13 protein-coding genes are annotated in these 14,716 nt (G+C 33.2%); 6 read left to right on the top strand and 7 right to left on the bottom strand.

What is annotated here, in order from left to right; translation table 11 throughout:
* Positions 1–17 precede the first annotated feature (17 nt).
* Complete coding sequence (locus tag ONG75_RS01510; protein ID WP_264375294.1) at positions 18–245, bottom strand: hypothetical protein; 228 nt, start codon at positions 243–245, stop codon at positions 18–20.
* Between the two features lie 387 nt (positions 246–632).
* Here ONG75_RS01510 and ONG75_RS01515 point away from each other — a divergent pair, with 387 nt between their 5' ends.
* On the top strand, positions 633–1,970 hold the full coding sequence (locus ONG75_RS01515; RefSeq protein ID WP_029237595.1) for an alanine:cation symporter family protein: 1,338 nt from the start codon (positions 633–635) through the stop codon (positions 1,968–1,970).
* 380 nt (positions 1,971–2,350) lie between these two features.
* Positions 2,351–4,585 (top strand): hypothetical protein, encoded by a 2,235-nt coding sequence (locus ONG75_RS01520; RefSeq protein WP_264375584.1) that lies wholly within the window; start codon positions 2,351–2,353, stop codon positions 4,583–4,585.
* Here ONG75_RS01520 and ONG75_RS01525 read toward each other — a convergent pair.
* The 4 genes from ONG75_RS01525 to ONG75_RS01540 all read right to left on the bottom strand — a co-directional run bounded on the left by ONG75_RS01525 (position 4,572) and on the right by ONG75_RS01540 (position 9,040).
* Positions 4,572–5,162 (bottom strand): Maf family nucleotide pyrophosphatase, encoded by a 591-nt coding sequence (locus tag ONG75_RS01525; protein WP_010401248.1) that lies wholly within the window; start codon positions 5,160–5,162, stop codon positions 4,572–4,574. The two genes, ONG75_RS01520 and ONG75_RS01525, sit on opposite strands and share 14 nt — an antisense overlap.
* Complete coding sequence (gene infA / locus ONG75_RS01530; protein ID WP_052264695.1) at positions 5,140–5,403, bottom strand: translation initiation factor IF-1; 264 nt, start codon at positions 5,401–5,403, stop codon at positions 5,140–5,142. The genes ONG75_RS01525 and infA overlap by 23 nt, the downstream gene beginning before the upstream one ends.
* A gap of 71 nt (positions 5,404–5,474) precedes the next feature.
* Positions 5,475–7,604, bottom strand: a complete 2,130-nt coding sequence (locus tag ONG75_RS01535; protein WP_264375585.1) for a hypothetical protein — start codon at positions 7,602–7,604, stop codon at positions 5,475–5,477.
* Between the two features lie 158 nt (positions 7,605–7,762).
* Positions 7,763–9,040: an adenylosuccinate synthase gene (locus ONG75_RS01540; RefSeq protein ID WP_010401253.1), complete on the bottom strand. Its 1,278-nt coding sequence runs from the start codon at positions 9,038–9,040 to the stop codon at positions 7,763–7,765.
* A gap of 179 nt (positions 9,041–9,219) precedes the next feature.
* Between ONG75_RS01540 and ONG75_RS01545 the strand changes: the two genes are divergently transcribed.
* The gene (locus ONG75_RS01545; protein ID WP_264375586.1) at positions 9,220–10,752 is read left to right on the top strand and encodes a hypothetical protein; all 1,533 of its coding nucleotides are present in this window, start codon (positions 9,220–9,222) and stop codon (positions 10,750–10,752) included.
* 371 nt (positions 10,753–11,123) lie between these two features.
* Here ONG75_RS01545 and argB read toward each other — a convergent pair whose 3' ends face one another.
* Together argB and yihA are read right to left on the bottom strand one after the other, a co-directional pair.
* Complete coding sequence (gene argB / locus ONG75_RS01550; RefSeq protein ID WP_017531630.1) at positions 11,124–12,062, bottom strand: acetylglutamate kinase; 939 nt, start codon at positions 12,060–12,062, stop codon at positions 11,124–11,126.
* Positions 12,037–12,633: a ribosome biogenesis GTP-binding protein YihA/YsxC gene (yihA, locus tag ONG75_RS01555; protein WP_369800778.1), complete on the bottom strand. Its 597-nt coding sequence runs from the start codon at positions 12,631–12,633 to the stop codon at positions 12,037–12,039. The genes argB and yihA overlap by 26 nt, the downstream gene beginning before the upstream one ends.
* A 110-nt stretch (positions 12,634–12,743) precedes the next feature.
* Between yihA and prfA the strand changes: the two genes are divergently transcribed.
* The 3 genes from prfA to ONG75_RS01570 all read left to right on the top strand — a co-directional run bounded on the left by prfA (position 12,744) and on the right by ONG75_RS01570 (position 14,396).
* Positions 12,744–13,835, top strand: coding sequence for a peptide chain release factor 1 (prfA, locus tag ONG75_RS01560; RefSeq protein ID WP_264375587.1), 1,092 nt, complete (start codon positions 12,744–12,746; stop codon positions 13,833–13,835).
* Between the two features lie 118 nt (positions 13,836–13,953).
* The gene (locus ONG75_RS01565) at positions 13,954–14,217 is read left to right on the top strand and encodes a hypothetical protein (RefSeq protein WP_264375588.1); all 264 of its coding nucleotides are present in this window, start codon (positions 13,954–13,956) and stop codon (positions 14,215–14,217) included.
* Positions 14,211–14,396: a hypothetical protein gene (locus tag ONG75_RS01570; protein ID WP_264375589.1), complete on the top strand. Its 186-nt coding sequence runs from the start codon at positions 14,211–14,213 to the stop codon at positions 14,394–14,396. The genes ONG75_RS01565 and ONG75_RS01570 overlap by 7 nt, the downstream gene beginning before the upstream one ends.
* Positions 14,397–14,716 lie beyond the last annotated feature (320 nt).

Here is a 14,716-nt window from a genome sequence, read left to right on the forward strand (position 1 = left end):
CTAAACAATAACGAAAACTATAGTTGTTTCTTTTCACCTGCTAAAGATTGTGCTTGTGCTCCATCTACACTTGTTGAAGGTTGCTTCAATATGTGATTTAGATATTCTCGTACTTCATCAGTGTATTTAATGCTCTTGTAGCTTAAACTTCTTATCAACACCTTGCCTAAATGAAAAATATTTCCTCTTTCTTGGAGAAATTTGTTATATTCATTGCAGTTACTGACTTTCATTTGCTGTGGCATATTTTTTCTTCAATGGTTAAATGGCTATTCTATAATGAATTTTGTCAGTAACTGCCAGTTCTTTTCTCTTGAGTGATGCAACAAAGCCATCCCAGTGTCAAGCACTGGAATGACACCCATTTCTTTCTAGTGTCCCCTTTCTTGTCATTCAAGTATCCTTTTCTTATCATCCGAGTAGCTAAAACTATGATCCATTGTTCATTTTCTGGATTCCAGTCTGGAATGACATTGTTTTAACATTGTACCATATTACAATGTTCATACAGTTGTGATTGGTATGACAAGATAAGAGGTGCTAGAATAATGGAACCGAAGTCATACATAGAAAATAGGTTAGGTATTTTTCAACTTTTGCTATATACTCAAGTAAAAATCTCTCTTTTACAGATGGATACAGTAAAGTTTGTTTTATTACTGCCAACAATACTACTCATACTAGTTGCTGGTGTTTACCTATCGGTTAAACTAAAATGGTTGCAGATATTTAGACTACCGTATGCCCTTTCACTTATTGGAGCTAAAAGAGGAGAAAATAAATTTTCTTCTATAGCTGCTCTGTTTACAATCTTAGGGGGAAATTTAGGAGTAGGAAATATTTCAGGAACTGCTGTTGCGCTAAAAACCGGAGGACCAGGATCCATTTTATGGATGGCAATCATTATTGTTGTTACTTCTGTGATAAAATATGTTACTTGTTACCTAAGTATAAAAACCAGAAAAGAAAAAAATGGACGGTTTATAGGTGGACCTGTAGCCTACATGAATGACTCATTTAACTCTAGCAAAGCTACAATTGTGTTTCTAATTGTTATGGTAATAGTTTCAATAACAGTTGGTAATCTTGTTCAGGTAAATTCTCTATCAATACCACTCAGCATGGTAGATGTACCTGTAGTTATTGGCGGCATTGTAATGGCCATAATATTTTTTGTTGTTGCAGCTCTCAGCTTAAAAAAAATTAAAATTTTTATATCGGCTATGATACCGATAATGACGGTGAGTTACCTTACACTTTGCGGTATAATATTATTTAAGTTTAGTGAAAATATCCTTCCTTCTCTAAAATTAATAACAAGCAGTTTTTTTACAACTAGTAGCTTTAACTCTGGTTTATCTTTAGGTTTAATTTTAGAAATGTTGACTATTATTCAAGTTGGAACTTTGCGAGGTATTTTTGCAACAGATATAGGACTTGGCCTCGAAGGAATTGTACACTCCTCGATTACTCCTAAAAAAAATAACAATAAATTTATCATTGAACAGAGTCTAATCACAATAATATCTCCTTTTATAGTTGCACTCATAGTATTCATTACAACAATGGTACTGCTTGTCACAGATTCTTGGATTACTGATTTAGAGAGCACTAACATGTGCATATTTGCTTTTAGAAAAGCTATGAATTGGCCCTATATTGACTATTTTATTATGACCATAATGTTTTGCTTTGCATTTACTACTATTTTTACTTGGTTTTTTTGTTCAAAACAAACAATACGCTATGTATCTATGGATAATAAATACACCAAAATCTGGACTGTAGTTTTTACCTTAATCATTCCATTTGGTGCAATTGGTGGAGTTAAGTTACTCTGGGATATAGCTGATATCTCGATTGCTGCTTTGCTTTTTATTAACATACTTGCTATACTCAAGCTCACTTCTCAAGATCCAGAAGTATTTACTATGAGTAGCAAATACTTGAAGTTGCAAAAACAGAGCTAAAGCAATATTTTAAGTTGTCATCCCAGTCTGGAATCCAGCCTTTCATGAACTTCATCAAAAATGTTATGTTTTAACATAATAATTTTATGCTCACTAACTGAGTGCGACTGGATCCCAGTGTCAGCTACTAGAATGACATACTTTTTGGTGAAAATTACTCTTATATTATAACGTTTGTAGTTATGAATTTGACTATAGGATCAAGTCTAGAAAAATCTAGATTCCAGACTGGAATGACAACTTAAATTGCTTGATGTGAACATAAAATAGCTCATGTCATCACGTTAGCAATACAACTTCTTTAATAAAAACTAAATCAATTCCCGTAATAATTGTACTAGCTAAGGCTAAAAGGCAGAGGGTTATTAGTGAGGGAAAATATGAATACTCAAAGCACACAACAATATCATGAATTCATTCGAGGATTTTTTACTTTATTCGATGAAATAAAAAAGGAAGACGACCCAATTTATAATTCCAGAGTTGGTTTTAATGCAGTAAAGTTTCTAATAAAGCACCCCATCTGGAATTTGGAGATAGATGAAGACAAAAATAAAGCTTATGAAGTTATTCTTCCAGAGCATAACAAGATAAAGAAAGCCGAACAAAAGCTTGAAAGTGAAGTTAAAGCAAGGTTAAAAGAGTATGTTGATGATATCGCAGGAGTTTCAATATATGGCGATCACGCAAGTATTACACTGGGAGATGACAAAAAAGAGTTTAAAATCAGCGAGTTTTTAAATAGTGACTTTTGTCAGAAGAAAGGAATTTCGGGATTTTCAACGCTGCATAGTGATGGAAAGAGCGGAATGCACGGTTTTGTTGCCGAAGAAGGAGAGAAAAGAATAAGGCATTATGTTGTAACCGATGGTTCATATGAAATGACTTTGAATTGGCATGACAAAAATGGAAAAAAATGTACTATCAAAATCAAGATTGATAAAGATGGTGTAGATCTAACTGAACGTAATGGTGTTACTGAGGAACAATTAAAAGCAAACACAGATGTAAAAATAGGTGGCTTATTCCTATATCAAATACAATTCAAGGAGAAAGGACAAGAACAAGAGAAACAACAATCATCTGAAACTTTCATAGAAAGTGATATTAGTAAAGGTATTGGCGTTCAAGCTAATCAAGATCAAGAAGTTGAGTTTAAGCATGTAACGACTAGCACTACAAATTCTAATAACGCATCTGCTAAAAAGATTCCACCGTCACTTCCACCTAGAACTAGTTCATTACCTAATAATCAGCAAAAAGGTGAGTATCAGCCAATACGGATTAATAGTAGAAATAACTACAATTCTCCATATTCTGATCATTCAAACAGTACTGCTTTCACCAAATCTGTAAGCCAAAATCAAAACGATAGGCAGTCTACATTTACTACGTTTGGATATACTGCATCTGGAAGCCGAAGATCAGATGAAAGTGAGCAAATATCTAATAATCGGCAAAAAGGTGCAATTTTTGATCCTACAACTACTGAAAGCACTGCAGCAGCACAAGACGTTGCATTCAAAAAAGTTAAAGGTGCATTTAAGTATGAAAACGCTAAAGAATCAAGCAATACTGGAAATAAGCAACCACTAAATGATGTAGCTTCGATTCTTGCATGGAAAGCAAAAAATGAGTTATTACGTAGTGCAAGTGAGTATGATGGAGAATTTTCTGACTTCGAAGATGGTTGGAGCGATAACGAAGATGAGTATATAACGCTTTCAAAGCCTCAATCAGATTATAAACAAGAAAAAGATTATCTTAGCACTAAGGAAAACGAAGAAAGAGGAAACGATGAACAAAAAGAAACCGAACAAGAAAATGAGTCGCTAGAATACAGCTCAACAGACATAAAAACAAACGATTCGGGCTATTCATCTCCAACTCACTCTAATCATGAACAATCTCAAGTAAATTCTGGACAGTTAAAAGCGAGCTTAATGAATGTTGAACAAAGAGATGATAACCTACTTACGGAATTTACCAGTAAGTTGGATAAAGAAACTCAGAAATTCCTGCTAAAACCAGTAAATCAAAAGAAAATGAGTGGGCAAACAAAAGAACATTTATTAGCAGCTGGATTGCTAAAAGACAATGCAGAGGAGAAAGAAATAAACGACTCAGGTTACTCATCTCCAACTTACACTAGTAACTATAATTTTCAGGTCAATTCTGAGCAATTAGAGAAGAAATTAGAAACCATTGAACCAAAAGATACATTGGAAAAATTGAATAAAGGATTGAGAGAACCTTCACACCAGGCTACTAAAGATTTATTCTCAGAAAGTATGTTGAAAGAAATAAAAGAAGGTAAAAAATATGACCCTGTACGTAAGTTATTAGAAAGAAAAGTGGCAGAACAAGAAGCAGAACAAGAAAATGATAATACTAATCTGACTATAGACAAAAATAGCGAACTATATAAATTGCTAGAAAAAGATGCAGCACAACTGAAAGCTGGAATAGTAGAAGAGGAAAGAAAAGATACTTTAACAGAACGCAATGATAGTCCTGATCGCAATAGAATTGCATTAGCAAATAGAAATAGAATCTGGGCTAAACTTATTGCTGAAGAAAAACAAAAAAAGGACAGTGGTATTAGTATAGGTTAAAGTAATTACTTAGCAAGCAATGGGTTTCATGTAATGGTAACCCTATTACAGAAGAGTATGAGCCACGTAAAAATAATACAAACATTCCTGCAAGACCTTGTATGTTGCACCCCCCTGCCCTGTTTTTCCACTCTTCTGATGCTAAATAGTATTTAATTTCTTGTTCGCTGAGACGCTTAAATTTCACTATTGTAACTACAGTCCTAATATGCTGTTTAGATTGATCAGGAGTTAATAAACACACACTGGTGTATACTCTATGCCTTCTTCCTGATAACAAGCGAACGCATTTTTCTGCTTGCTCAACGTTTTCAGCTTTGAGCAGTATCCTTCTACCACAAGCAACAACTGTATCAACACCAAGCACAAAGTAATTTGGATTTGAACTTTGTGTTTTCTCAGCTTTACTTTTTGCCATACGGATTGAGTAATCTCTTGGAAGTTCCTTTTTTAAAGGAACTTCATCTATGTCTGCTGGCAAAATTAAACCTGGCTCAATATTTATTTGTTTTAGTAAAGCTATACGCCTTTTCGATGATGAAGCAAGAATAAGATTATTTAGAGATCGTTCTGTCACTTGTACCTTTAAGCCTTCTAATTATCCTACCCTTTTTTGCATTCCTATCATAAACACTCATCTCAACCAACACCCTATCGCCTATAATTATGCGTATTTTACTTCTTCTCACTTTCCCTGATACATGACAGATAATCTCATGTTCATTGTCCAGCTTCACTCTAAATTCTGCTGCAGGTAGTAAAGCAGTTACTGCCCCTTCCACTTCAAAAATTGTTTTTGATTTGTCTTCTTTTATCATTGTCGTATTATAATTTAATAATCTTTTTCAGTCTACTATAGATTTTAAATTATTATCAATACAGGAGATTTTTATACTCTACTTGAGTATTGCTCTTGCAACTTAACTCCAATCATCTCCTTAACAATGCAAGAGGAAAGCGAGCTACCTACGCTTCTACTCTCTACTACCTTCTCAATAGAAGTTATGTTAGAAGATAAATCATTATCACAATTTTCCTCATCGCTATCAAGTCCACTATCAAAACTTGAAGATCTGGATAACTCTGTCTTCTTTTGTGAGGCACTATCAGGCTCACTAAAAACGTTTCCTGCTAGAGTATAAAATTGATGATTGAAGCTTCTTTGTTCAATAGAACTCATGTTAGAAGATAAACCATTATCACTACCATACCCGCCATCAGAGCTTGAAGATCTGAGTAACGTCATCTTTTCTTCCAGTGGAACACAAGACTCATTATTAGTCTCATTAAAAATATTTCTTGTTGGAGTATAAAATTGATTATTGAGGCTTCTTTGTTCATCAGCATGAATTTTTTCTCCCAGTCCATCAGCTATTTCTACAACTTTATCATCCCATTCATTCTCACACTCTAGCTTGCTTCTTAACTCTTCAACTTCCCATGCTAGTTTGCATATCCCTTGTTCATAAGATTCCAGTTGTGCTTTATGCTCATCTTTCAACTCTTGCACTTGAAGTTTTAAATTGCTTACATACTGCTCCTTTTCCTTCATTATGTGTGCTGCTTCTTTTAATTTGTCTTCTAACTCCTTCTTTTCTGTATTAACACCTTTTAGCTTACCCTCTAGCTTTCCTTTTGCTTCACATACATTTTTAAGTTCTTGTGCTTTCTCTTGTAACTCTGCTAACACACTTGCTAACTTTTCATCTTTTTGTGCCAGTTCAGTTTGCAATTCCGTGTTTTTTCGCTCTTCTTTTCCAAAACTGTTTTGTAAATCAGTTATTTGTTGTGAAGCAATTTCTGGTTGAGTTTCAGTATGCTGTAAATTGGCTTCCAATGCATTACTATTAATAGAAGGAGAAGAAGGAAGGCTATTATCAGCATCAACTTTATGATCTAACTTCCCCTCTGGTTCCTTACCTTGATAAGCCACCATAGATTCATTGTAAAGATTAATAGGAGTAGCCCTATTCTCTTCTAGTGATTCCATTACAGCATCATATAAGGAGAGACCTTGAATATATAATTCATCGTTTTGCTTTATTAATTCTAGAATCTCCTTCGATGAAACAAAATCTTCACCATTAAATTTTAGTATTTCAGTTATGCCATCGCTACTCACATTCATAATCATGGTACACATTCCTGATCCATCTTTTGCAGCCCAAGTGCTTGTCATTTCATAATATGCACCTTCTTTAAATTCATAATATCTTTTCTTATCTTTTTTATGAGCGTGTATTTCATGTTTTTTATTGCAATAGATATTCAGTTCTTTAATATCTTTCTCTTGCTGTAAAACGTCACTAATCTTTGTTGGCTCACTATTGTCGTAATGAGTAAGGTTAATATTCAAAACTTTATTATTATTGTCAATTTCTTCACAGTAAACTTGAAAGTCCTCTTTCCATTTTCCAAAATACCTACTTGCAACTTCTTTTCCTTCCTTTACTAACTCTATGTATTTACCTATATTTTTCTCAAAGTCCTCATTAACAGGCTTTTCTCTTTCTTTTACTGCTTCATCCACATACATTCGCTTAAAATCATTATCACCTACTAGATTACTAAAACGCCAATTACCATAAGCTTTTTGTATATCAGTAAAGTCCATCTTTTCTCTCAAAAGCGCTAATAAGCTTATCTTATCTCTCAAATTTTCTAACTCACAATCGAGAAAATCATCGAAACTGCATAACTTTTTATACAGTTCCCTATCTTCTATAATTGAGCGAAGAAATTTCATTATAGTAAGGTTCTTAATGGAAGGCTCATTTTTTTCTGCATCATTAATATAGCTTTTGAGAAATTGAAATATACCAAGCCCATCACTATCTTGGACAAACTTCTCTCTATCATTAACACAATTGTTGCCCTGTGATGAACATAATCTATTATGCAATTTTTGCAAGTCATGTATTGACTTAACTACATATTCTGCAACTGACAATTCTCTCAGCTGATCACTTGTTTTTTCCGCTTTTACTGCTTTGTCTCCCTTAGTCAAACCTGCAATCATAATACGCCTCCTTTAACTATGTTTATATTATAACAATCAACATGTATTTAAGAAAAATCACACTGCTCACTGTACGTTTACGCTGCTACTTTGCATAATAGATTGCTTGAAGTCACACAAGTATCGTTTTTTATTAGATAAAAGTTAACAAGACGTTTTCATAGATTTTTAAGCTTAATAACATCCTCTCTATTGGGACTAGTTGAAATTAGATGAATTGGTACACCTATTAATTCTTCTATTTTTCTCACATATTTCATCAAATTTGCAGGTAATTCCTTAACTGACCTTTTGCCTTGAGTTTTCTCTTTCCAACCAGGAAATTCTTCATATATTGGCTCTAATTCTTTTTGTATTGAATGTGATGCGGGTAAATAATCATACATTTTTCCGCCATACTTATAACCAGTGCCTATTTTAATAGTATCAAAAGAATCAAGAATATCTAATTTGGTTAATACAATGCTTGAAACTCCAGAGAGTTGTACGGCCTGGCGCACTAAAACTGCGTCAAACCATCCGCAGCGCCTTCTTCTATTGCTTACTGTTCCAAGTTCCTTACCTATAGAAAATAAGCTGTCTCCAATCTCGTTATTTTGTTCAGTAGGAAATGGACCATTACCCACTCTTGTTGTATACGCTTTTGCTACACCAATAATGTGAGCATTGTAGGATAATCCTGAGCCTGTTATCGCTTGCGATGCTACGGTATTACTTGAAGTAACAAAAGGGTAAGTTCCGTGGTCGATATCTAAAAATGCGCCTTGAGCGCCTTCAAATATTATTTTCTTACCTTCTTTCATAAAATCATTTAATATCTTCCACACAGGTTTTTTATATAAAAGAATTTTTTCTGAAATCTCTTGAATTTCCTTTAATATTTCTTCTTTTTTAACTACCTGGTAGTTAAGTCCTTTTCTGATAGCATTATGGTAACTCAGGAGAGCATCCACTCTTTGATTCAGCTCATCTGTGTTTTCTAAGTCACAAAGGCGTATAGCTCTCCTGCCAACTTTATCTTCATAACATGGCCCTATCCCTTTGTTTGTTGTACCAATTTTGTGATTTCCGTTTAAATCTTCAAATAGCTTTTCCTTGTCCTTATGTACGCTAAGTATTAATGGACAGCTCTCGGATACCATCAAGTTGTTATAGTTTACGTCCACTCCTTTAACTTTCAATGACTCTATTTCTGAGACTAGAGCATGTGAATCAAGAGCAACACCGTTTCCTATAATAGATATTTTGTCCGCTCTCAAAACAGCAGAGGGCAGTAAATTTAATTTATAAACCTCATCATCTATTACTATAGTGTGCCCTGCATTATTTCCTCCCTGAAATCTCACAACTACATCTGCATTCTCAGAAAGATAATCTACTATTTTACCCTTGCCTTCGTCACCCCATTGCAGACCAACAATTACAATATTATTCATCACTATTTTCTAGATTAATACGTAAATATTAATGCAGCATGCTACAAATGAAAAGAGAAATCTACGCCTTTCCTATATCCCTAAAATAAAGAAATAGACTATCGACTTTTTTATATATTATAAAATTATTCATCATTATATGGTACAACTTACAGCATATTTATAGTAAGGTGTTAATTATGAAAGAGGCAAAGAAGAGTCCGGTAGTTAGATTAAAGGCCACAGCTAAAGAATTCAATTTTAGTAAATTAAGAGCAGATCAAGATAATAAATTAGCGAATTCCGGTGAAACAATGTTCTTAGATTTTCAAAGAATGAATTTTATTATTAATGAAAAAGAAATAGATAAAAATTTTATTATTGCATTTAAGGAAGGAGCTAAAGATTATAAAAATGAGATTTTTAACCGTGATAATTTTGATAACCTCTCTGAAGAAGGTAAAGCTTTTATGGAACCAGCACTTAAGGAGCTTGATCAAGATAGACTATCTGAAGTTTGGGAAAATCATTGTAATAGCCCTACAGTTGCTGATGAAAAAAAAATTGATGAATATAGAAAGGAATTTGAGAGATTTTATAACGCAGGGAGAAGCTCTTATCATCTATTCTCCAAAAAAGATTACCGTGCATTAGCAAAGGAAATTTTCAAGGAAATGTTCAGGTACGCTGGGGCAGAAGTTCCAAGTAATGCTATTTTAGAAGAGCTAGTCACCAATTGTAATCAAGCAGGGTATGAAGCTGGTATATTTAATGAATCTCATGCAGCACTCAGTAGTTGTAGCTTGATTCCACATAGTCCTAAAAAAGCGCTAAACATTTACTGCACTGATCACAACCACATAAAAGTGAAGTCTGATATGGCAATGCCTATAACCACGCTTAACAATCCGAAAGAGAAAATATGTGACCTATCCAGCTCATTAGAATTCACACTTGAATCTCAAGATAGCAAAAATGGTATAATATATAAAGAAGGTAAGTTATCACTTACTATTCCTGAAGAGCTAAAAAACTATAAAGATAATGGCAAGAGCTTGTTTGACATTATTAAAGAATATTTTCAGAAATTCTGTGCAGAACTAGGATTTAAATATGAGACAAAAATACAAATAGAGCATGACTTAGGTACTCAAATCAAAGTAAATAACTATTTAGATGGTACGATATCAACCATAGGATCAGATGCAAATGAAGAATTTATTAATCTTTTAAGCAAAAACCTCAGAGAGAAGTTATTGGAATCAGGAGTTGCTCTAGGAGGTGAAGATGTTGATGATATTATTGAAGTCAGAGTATCTGCAGTTATGGATCTACTGCGTGATTATACTAAATTGGAAGATAATAAAGAAAACAGAGAGTTATTAATAAGTGAAGTAGCAGATAATTTAGGGCTTTCCACTCAAGATAAAACAGCATCAGAAGTATTGATGGAATTAAACTCTTTACCTTCTTCGATAAAAGGTCAGGTTAATCATAATCAAGTGCAGTTTGTTGTAAATATTTTTACCAATTTAATTGTTGAAGGAAAAAGCGAAGTATACAAAGAAAAAAATGCAATTAATGCAATTGATGCAATTCATCAGAAGATAGATAAGGCAATTGTTGAGCAAGAAAAAAGAGCAACCAACAAACAAGATATAGAGAATGATAAATGGACAGATAAAATAAAAAAACAGAGATTATCTATGGAATCACATGGGCATTTGCATTAAAGATACTGTGTACAGAGGCGTAGTATGCTCAATTTTCGCCTTTCATTTAAAGCACTCAAATTGATCAAACACACTCAATCCAAAGCGTTTGTAGATTCGATATCTTGAGTAACTTGACGCAGAGAGAATTGTATACCTTAGTCAACTTTTCTAGCGGTATCCATAAGGTAAATCATTATTTGAGTGTTACACCCAAGCCCTCTTTATTTTCCTCTGTTATCAAGCTAAAAATACCATTTGCTTTCATTATGTATACGAAACTATTATGCTTGCAAGAAAAAAAAACCTAAAAAACTGGAAAAGAGAATAGGAATTTGACATAAGCTATTCCCAAATTTTCAATGTTCATATGGTTATAAGCAGTACAGCTATTAATCATCCATTATTGATATACCTGAATTATTCTCAGTAAATAAATCAAGTATAATGTTAGGTACTCTACCATCAACTATGTGAACAACCCCTGCACATTCTTCTACCATTTTAGTATATGACATAAGCCTTTCAACAAATTTTTCTCCTTTAATTTTTCCACAATCAATCGATTCTTTTAAATTTTTAATCAAGACTCTTCCATTGCCAACTTTGTTTATTTCTTCATCTGTATCACTCAAGATTATCATTTTAGATGCGTAAACTGCAAGTGCAATTGCACTTGCAGTGCTATCAGTATCAATATGATATGTTTCTCCATTTTTTCCATAACCGATAGGTGCAATAACTGGTATAGAATCTGATTCTTCAATAAAGAATAATATATCAGGATTGATTTCAGTTGGTCTACCGATAAATCCCATGTCTAGTATTTTTTCAATATTATTTAATCTATTTTCCCTAAGCGTAGTGCTTATCTTTTCAGCTTTTATGAGGTTGCCATCTTTTCCACATAGTCCAATAGCTGAACCACCAGCAGAATTTATATGCTGAACAATTTTTTTATTAATTGAACCACACAGTGCCATTTCAATGATTTTCATAGTGCTTTTGTCTGTAAGTCTGACACCATTTATAAACTTATCATTCATACCTAGCATTTTTAACACTAAGTTAATTTCATATTCTCCGTCATGAACTACCACCGGATTTATACCAAGCTGTTTCAACAGAACAACATTATGCGCAAAAGCACTAAGCAGCGTTTCATCTGAGATTATTACACTGCTGCATTTGATGATAAAAGTTTCGCCTACAAATTTAGGTATGTTAGACAGAACTTCAAATAATATTTCTGTTTTTTCCTTCAATGGCATCTTACCATTTAAAGATTCATCACTTTTCATTTTTTTATCTTGTAAATTTGAAAAACTCATCTCTTACCTTGGTGATTTTATGCTTAACACGAATGCTTATTTGATGAATTGATACATGTTCATTATTAACCCACTTTTGAGTATTTTCTAGAATAGCATCTAGACTTTCCTGATTCACTTTATCTATTTTTGTTAGCACAATATTAAAGTTAATATTATTACATATTAACCAATAAACAAAGTCTTTGTCTATTTCTTTTAATCCTACCTTGCTATCTATAAGCACAAACACTCTTTTTAGATTTCTCCTGTGAATTAGATAGTACTCAATTAGGTTTAAGTATTGTACTGCTTCTTCCTTGCTTGCACAAGAATAGCCATAACCCGGTAGGTCGACAATCCTAAACTTATCATTGTACATAGAGTAAAAATTTATTTGTCTAGTGCATCCAGGTTTAGAAGAAACTCTTGCAGCTTTTTTGCTGTTTATCAGCAAGTTGATTAAACTTGATTTTCCTACGTTTGATCTACCAGCAAATGCAATCTCTGGAGCCGACTCATCTGGTAATGATTTTTTGTCTGAAGCTCCAAATATGAAGCTGCAGATTGATGTTATCTGTTTTGCCATTATACTTAGGTAGAAATATTCGAGATAATTATAGTGTTATTGCTTGATATAAGAAATTTTTTATTTCAGTATATATTACTTACTTAAACAGCTGAAAACTAGACCTGTACTATATGGATATAGAGAATAATTTACAAGACTTAAAAAAAAAGTTTTCTGATGTAGAGAGAAATCTGGAAAACCCTACCAATTTGAATCAAAAAGAATTCGTTAGTTTTTCAAAGGAATACTCTGAACTCAGACCAATTATCGAGATAATCGATGAATATAATATATTAAAAGAGGAAATTTCAGATTTAGAAGAAATCATGAAAGATGAGAACAGCGATGGTGATATAAAAGAGTTAGCAAAAGAAGAACTTCTTGAGAAGCAAAAGATACTATTACCGAAAGTAAAAGCAAAACTAAAGTTGGCATTATTACCCAAAGATGAAGATGACTCAAGAAATGCAATATTAGAAATTAGAGCAGGCACAGGCGGAGAAGAAGCAGCATTATTTGCAGCGATGTTATTTCGTATGTATCAAAAATATGCAGAAAGAAGAAATTGGAAGTTTGAGCCAATAAGTATTTCTAATACAGGTATAGGTGGCTATAAGGAAGCTTCTGCACTCATTAATGGAACAGAAGTTTTTGCAAGACTGAAATTTGAGTCAGGGGTGCACAGAGTACAAAGAGTGCCAGAAACTGAATCCTCAGGAAGATTGCACACTTCCGCAGCTACTGTTGCAATATTACCTGAAGTAGAAGAGGTTGACTTTGAAATAGAAGAAAAAGATTTACGCATAGATGTTTATAGATCCAGTGGTCCTGGAGGGCAATCAGTGAATACAACTGACAGCGCAGTAAGGGTCACCCACTTGCCAACAGGGATAGTTGTAATACAGCAAGATGAAAAATCGCAGCACAAAAATAAGGCTAAAGCGCTCAAAGTGTTGAGAGCAAGGCTATACGAAATTGAAAGACAAAAAAAAGAAATGGAAAGGTCAACAATGAGGAAAAGCCAAATTGGTTCTGGAGATCGCTCTGAACGTATAAGAACTTATAACTTTCCACAATCAAGAATAACAGATCATAGAATTAATCTCACTTCACATCGACTAGAACAGATTATAAAAGAAGGTGAACTAGATGAATTTATTGAGGCATTGATTTCACGAAATGAAGCAGAAAGGTTGACTGGAGGGGGTAATGTTACTTTTTGATGGAAATTTGAAACAAAGCATAGGTATCAGGTTAAAAAGAAGTAAAGTTAGTTGTTCATAAGGTTGACAATTATTTAAATTTATGCTATAATTAGCAGCTCTATAACTTACAGAAACCATGGAAGTTGACTTTAATCAATATGTTAATAGTAACACCTTAGAGTTAAATAATCTATATGTATATATGGAAAAGCTAGTAAACTTTTTACAGAAAAAGCAAAATATTACAAGCTTGACTTTATCTAATTGTTATATTGATGCTCAGTGCGGAGAAGTTTTAAATGAAGCATTAGAGAATATTAATCTTCCAAATATTACTGAGTGTAAATTAACTTCTAGCATTATTGGCGCAGAAGGCTCAATAGCAATCACTAAATGTTAAAGAATGGTAACTTTCCAAATCTTATTAAACTTGATTTAATTTCTAATGATATTGATGTTGAAAGTGAAATAATATTAATGAGTGCGCTAAGGGGTGGTAGTTTTTCAAATATTAAAGAATTTAATTTACTTTATGACAACGTCTGCAACGAAGGCATAGCAGCATTACGTGAATCATAGAACAACAATATGCTTCCAAATCTTATTAAGTTTAGTTTTCCCTTTAGTATTACTAATGATAACAAAGATATGGAAATGTCAAGCGAATACCTATTCGGTTAATAGCATCATATAGAAAAAGGCAAGTTACATTTATTTGTTGCTGCTCATAGAACATCCAAATTCAACTATAGACCTGCTAAAAGGTGTAGGAAATCTTACTGCTATTGACATTATTGCGAAAATTCCATCAATTGATAACTTCCTATTCTGTGTAAAAAAATAAGAAAGGAGAGGAAAAAAGGATTAGTTTCTTTTATGATTATCCAAGAAGTCTAGTC

Origin of the sequence: Wolbachia endosymbiont (group B) of Sphaerophoria taeniata, from assembly GCF_947179355.1 — a bacterium.
Taxonomy (GTDB): domain Bacteria; phylum Pseudomonadota; class Alphaproteobacteria; order Rickettsiales; family Anaplasmataceae; genus Wolbachia.

Excerpts from the sequence above, each read along its gene's own strand:
- ONG75_RS01510 (WP_264375294.1), bottom strand. The coding sequence starts at position 245 with ATGCCACAGCAAATGAAAGTCAGTAACTGCAATGAATATAACAAATTT.
- ONG75_RS01515 (WP_029237595.1), top strand. The coding sequence starts at position 633 with ATGGATACAGTAAAGTTTGTTTTATTACTGCCAACAATACTACTCATA.
- ONG75_RS01520 (WP_264375584.1), top strand. The coding sequence starts at position 2,351 with ATGAATACTCAAAGCACACAACAATATCATGAATTCATTCGAGGATTT.
- infA (WP_052264695.1), bottom strand. The coding sequence starts at position 5,403 with ATGATAAAAGAAGACAAATCAAAAACAATTTTTGAAGTGGAAGGGGCA.
- ONG75_RS01535 (WP_264375585.1), bottom strand. The coding sequence starts at position 7,604 with ATGATTGCAGGTTTGACTAAGGGAGACAAAGCAGTAAAAGCGGAAAAA.
- ONG75_RS01540 (WP_010401253.1), bottom strand. The coding sequence starts at position 9,040 with ATGAATAATATTGTAATTGTTGGTCTGCAATGGGGTGACGAAGGCAAG.
- ONG75_RS01545 (WP_264375586.1), top strand. The coding sequence starts at position 9,220 with ATGAAAGAGGCAAAGAAGAGTCCGGTAGTTAGATTAAAGGCCACAGCT.
- argB (WP_017531630.1), bottom strand. The coding sequence starts at position 12,062 with ATGAGTTTTTCAAATTTACAAGATAAAAAAATGAAAAGTGATGAATCT.
- prfA (WP_264375587.1), top strand. The coding sequence starts at position 12,744 with ATGGATATAGAGAATAATTTACAAGACTTAAAAAAAAAGTTTTCTGAT.
- ONG75_RS01565 (WP_264375588.1), top strand. The coding sequence starts at position 13,954 with ATGGAAGTTGACTTTAATCAATATGTTAATAGTAACACCTTAGAGTTA.
- ONG75_RS01570 (WP_264375589.1), top strand. The coding sequence starts at position 14,211 with ATGTTAAAGAATGGTAACTTTCCAAATCTTATTAAACTTGATTTAATT.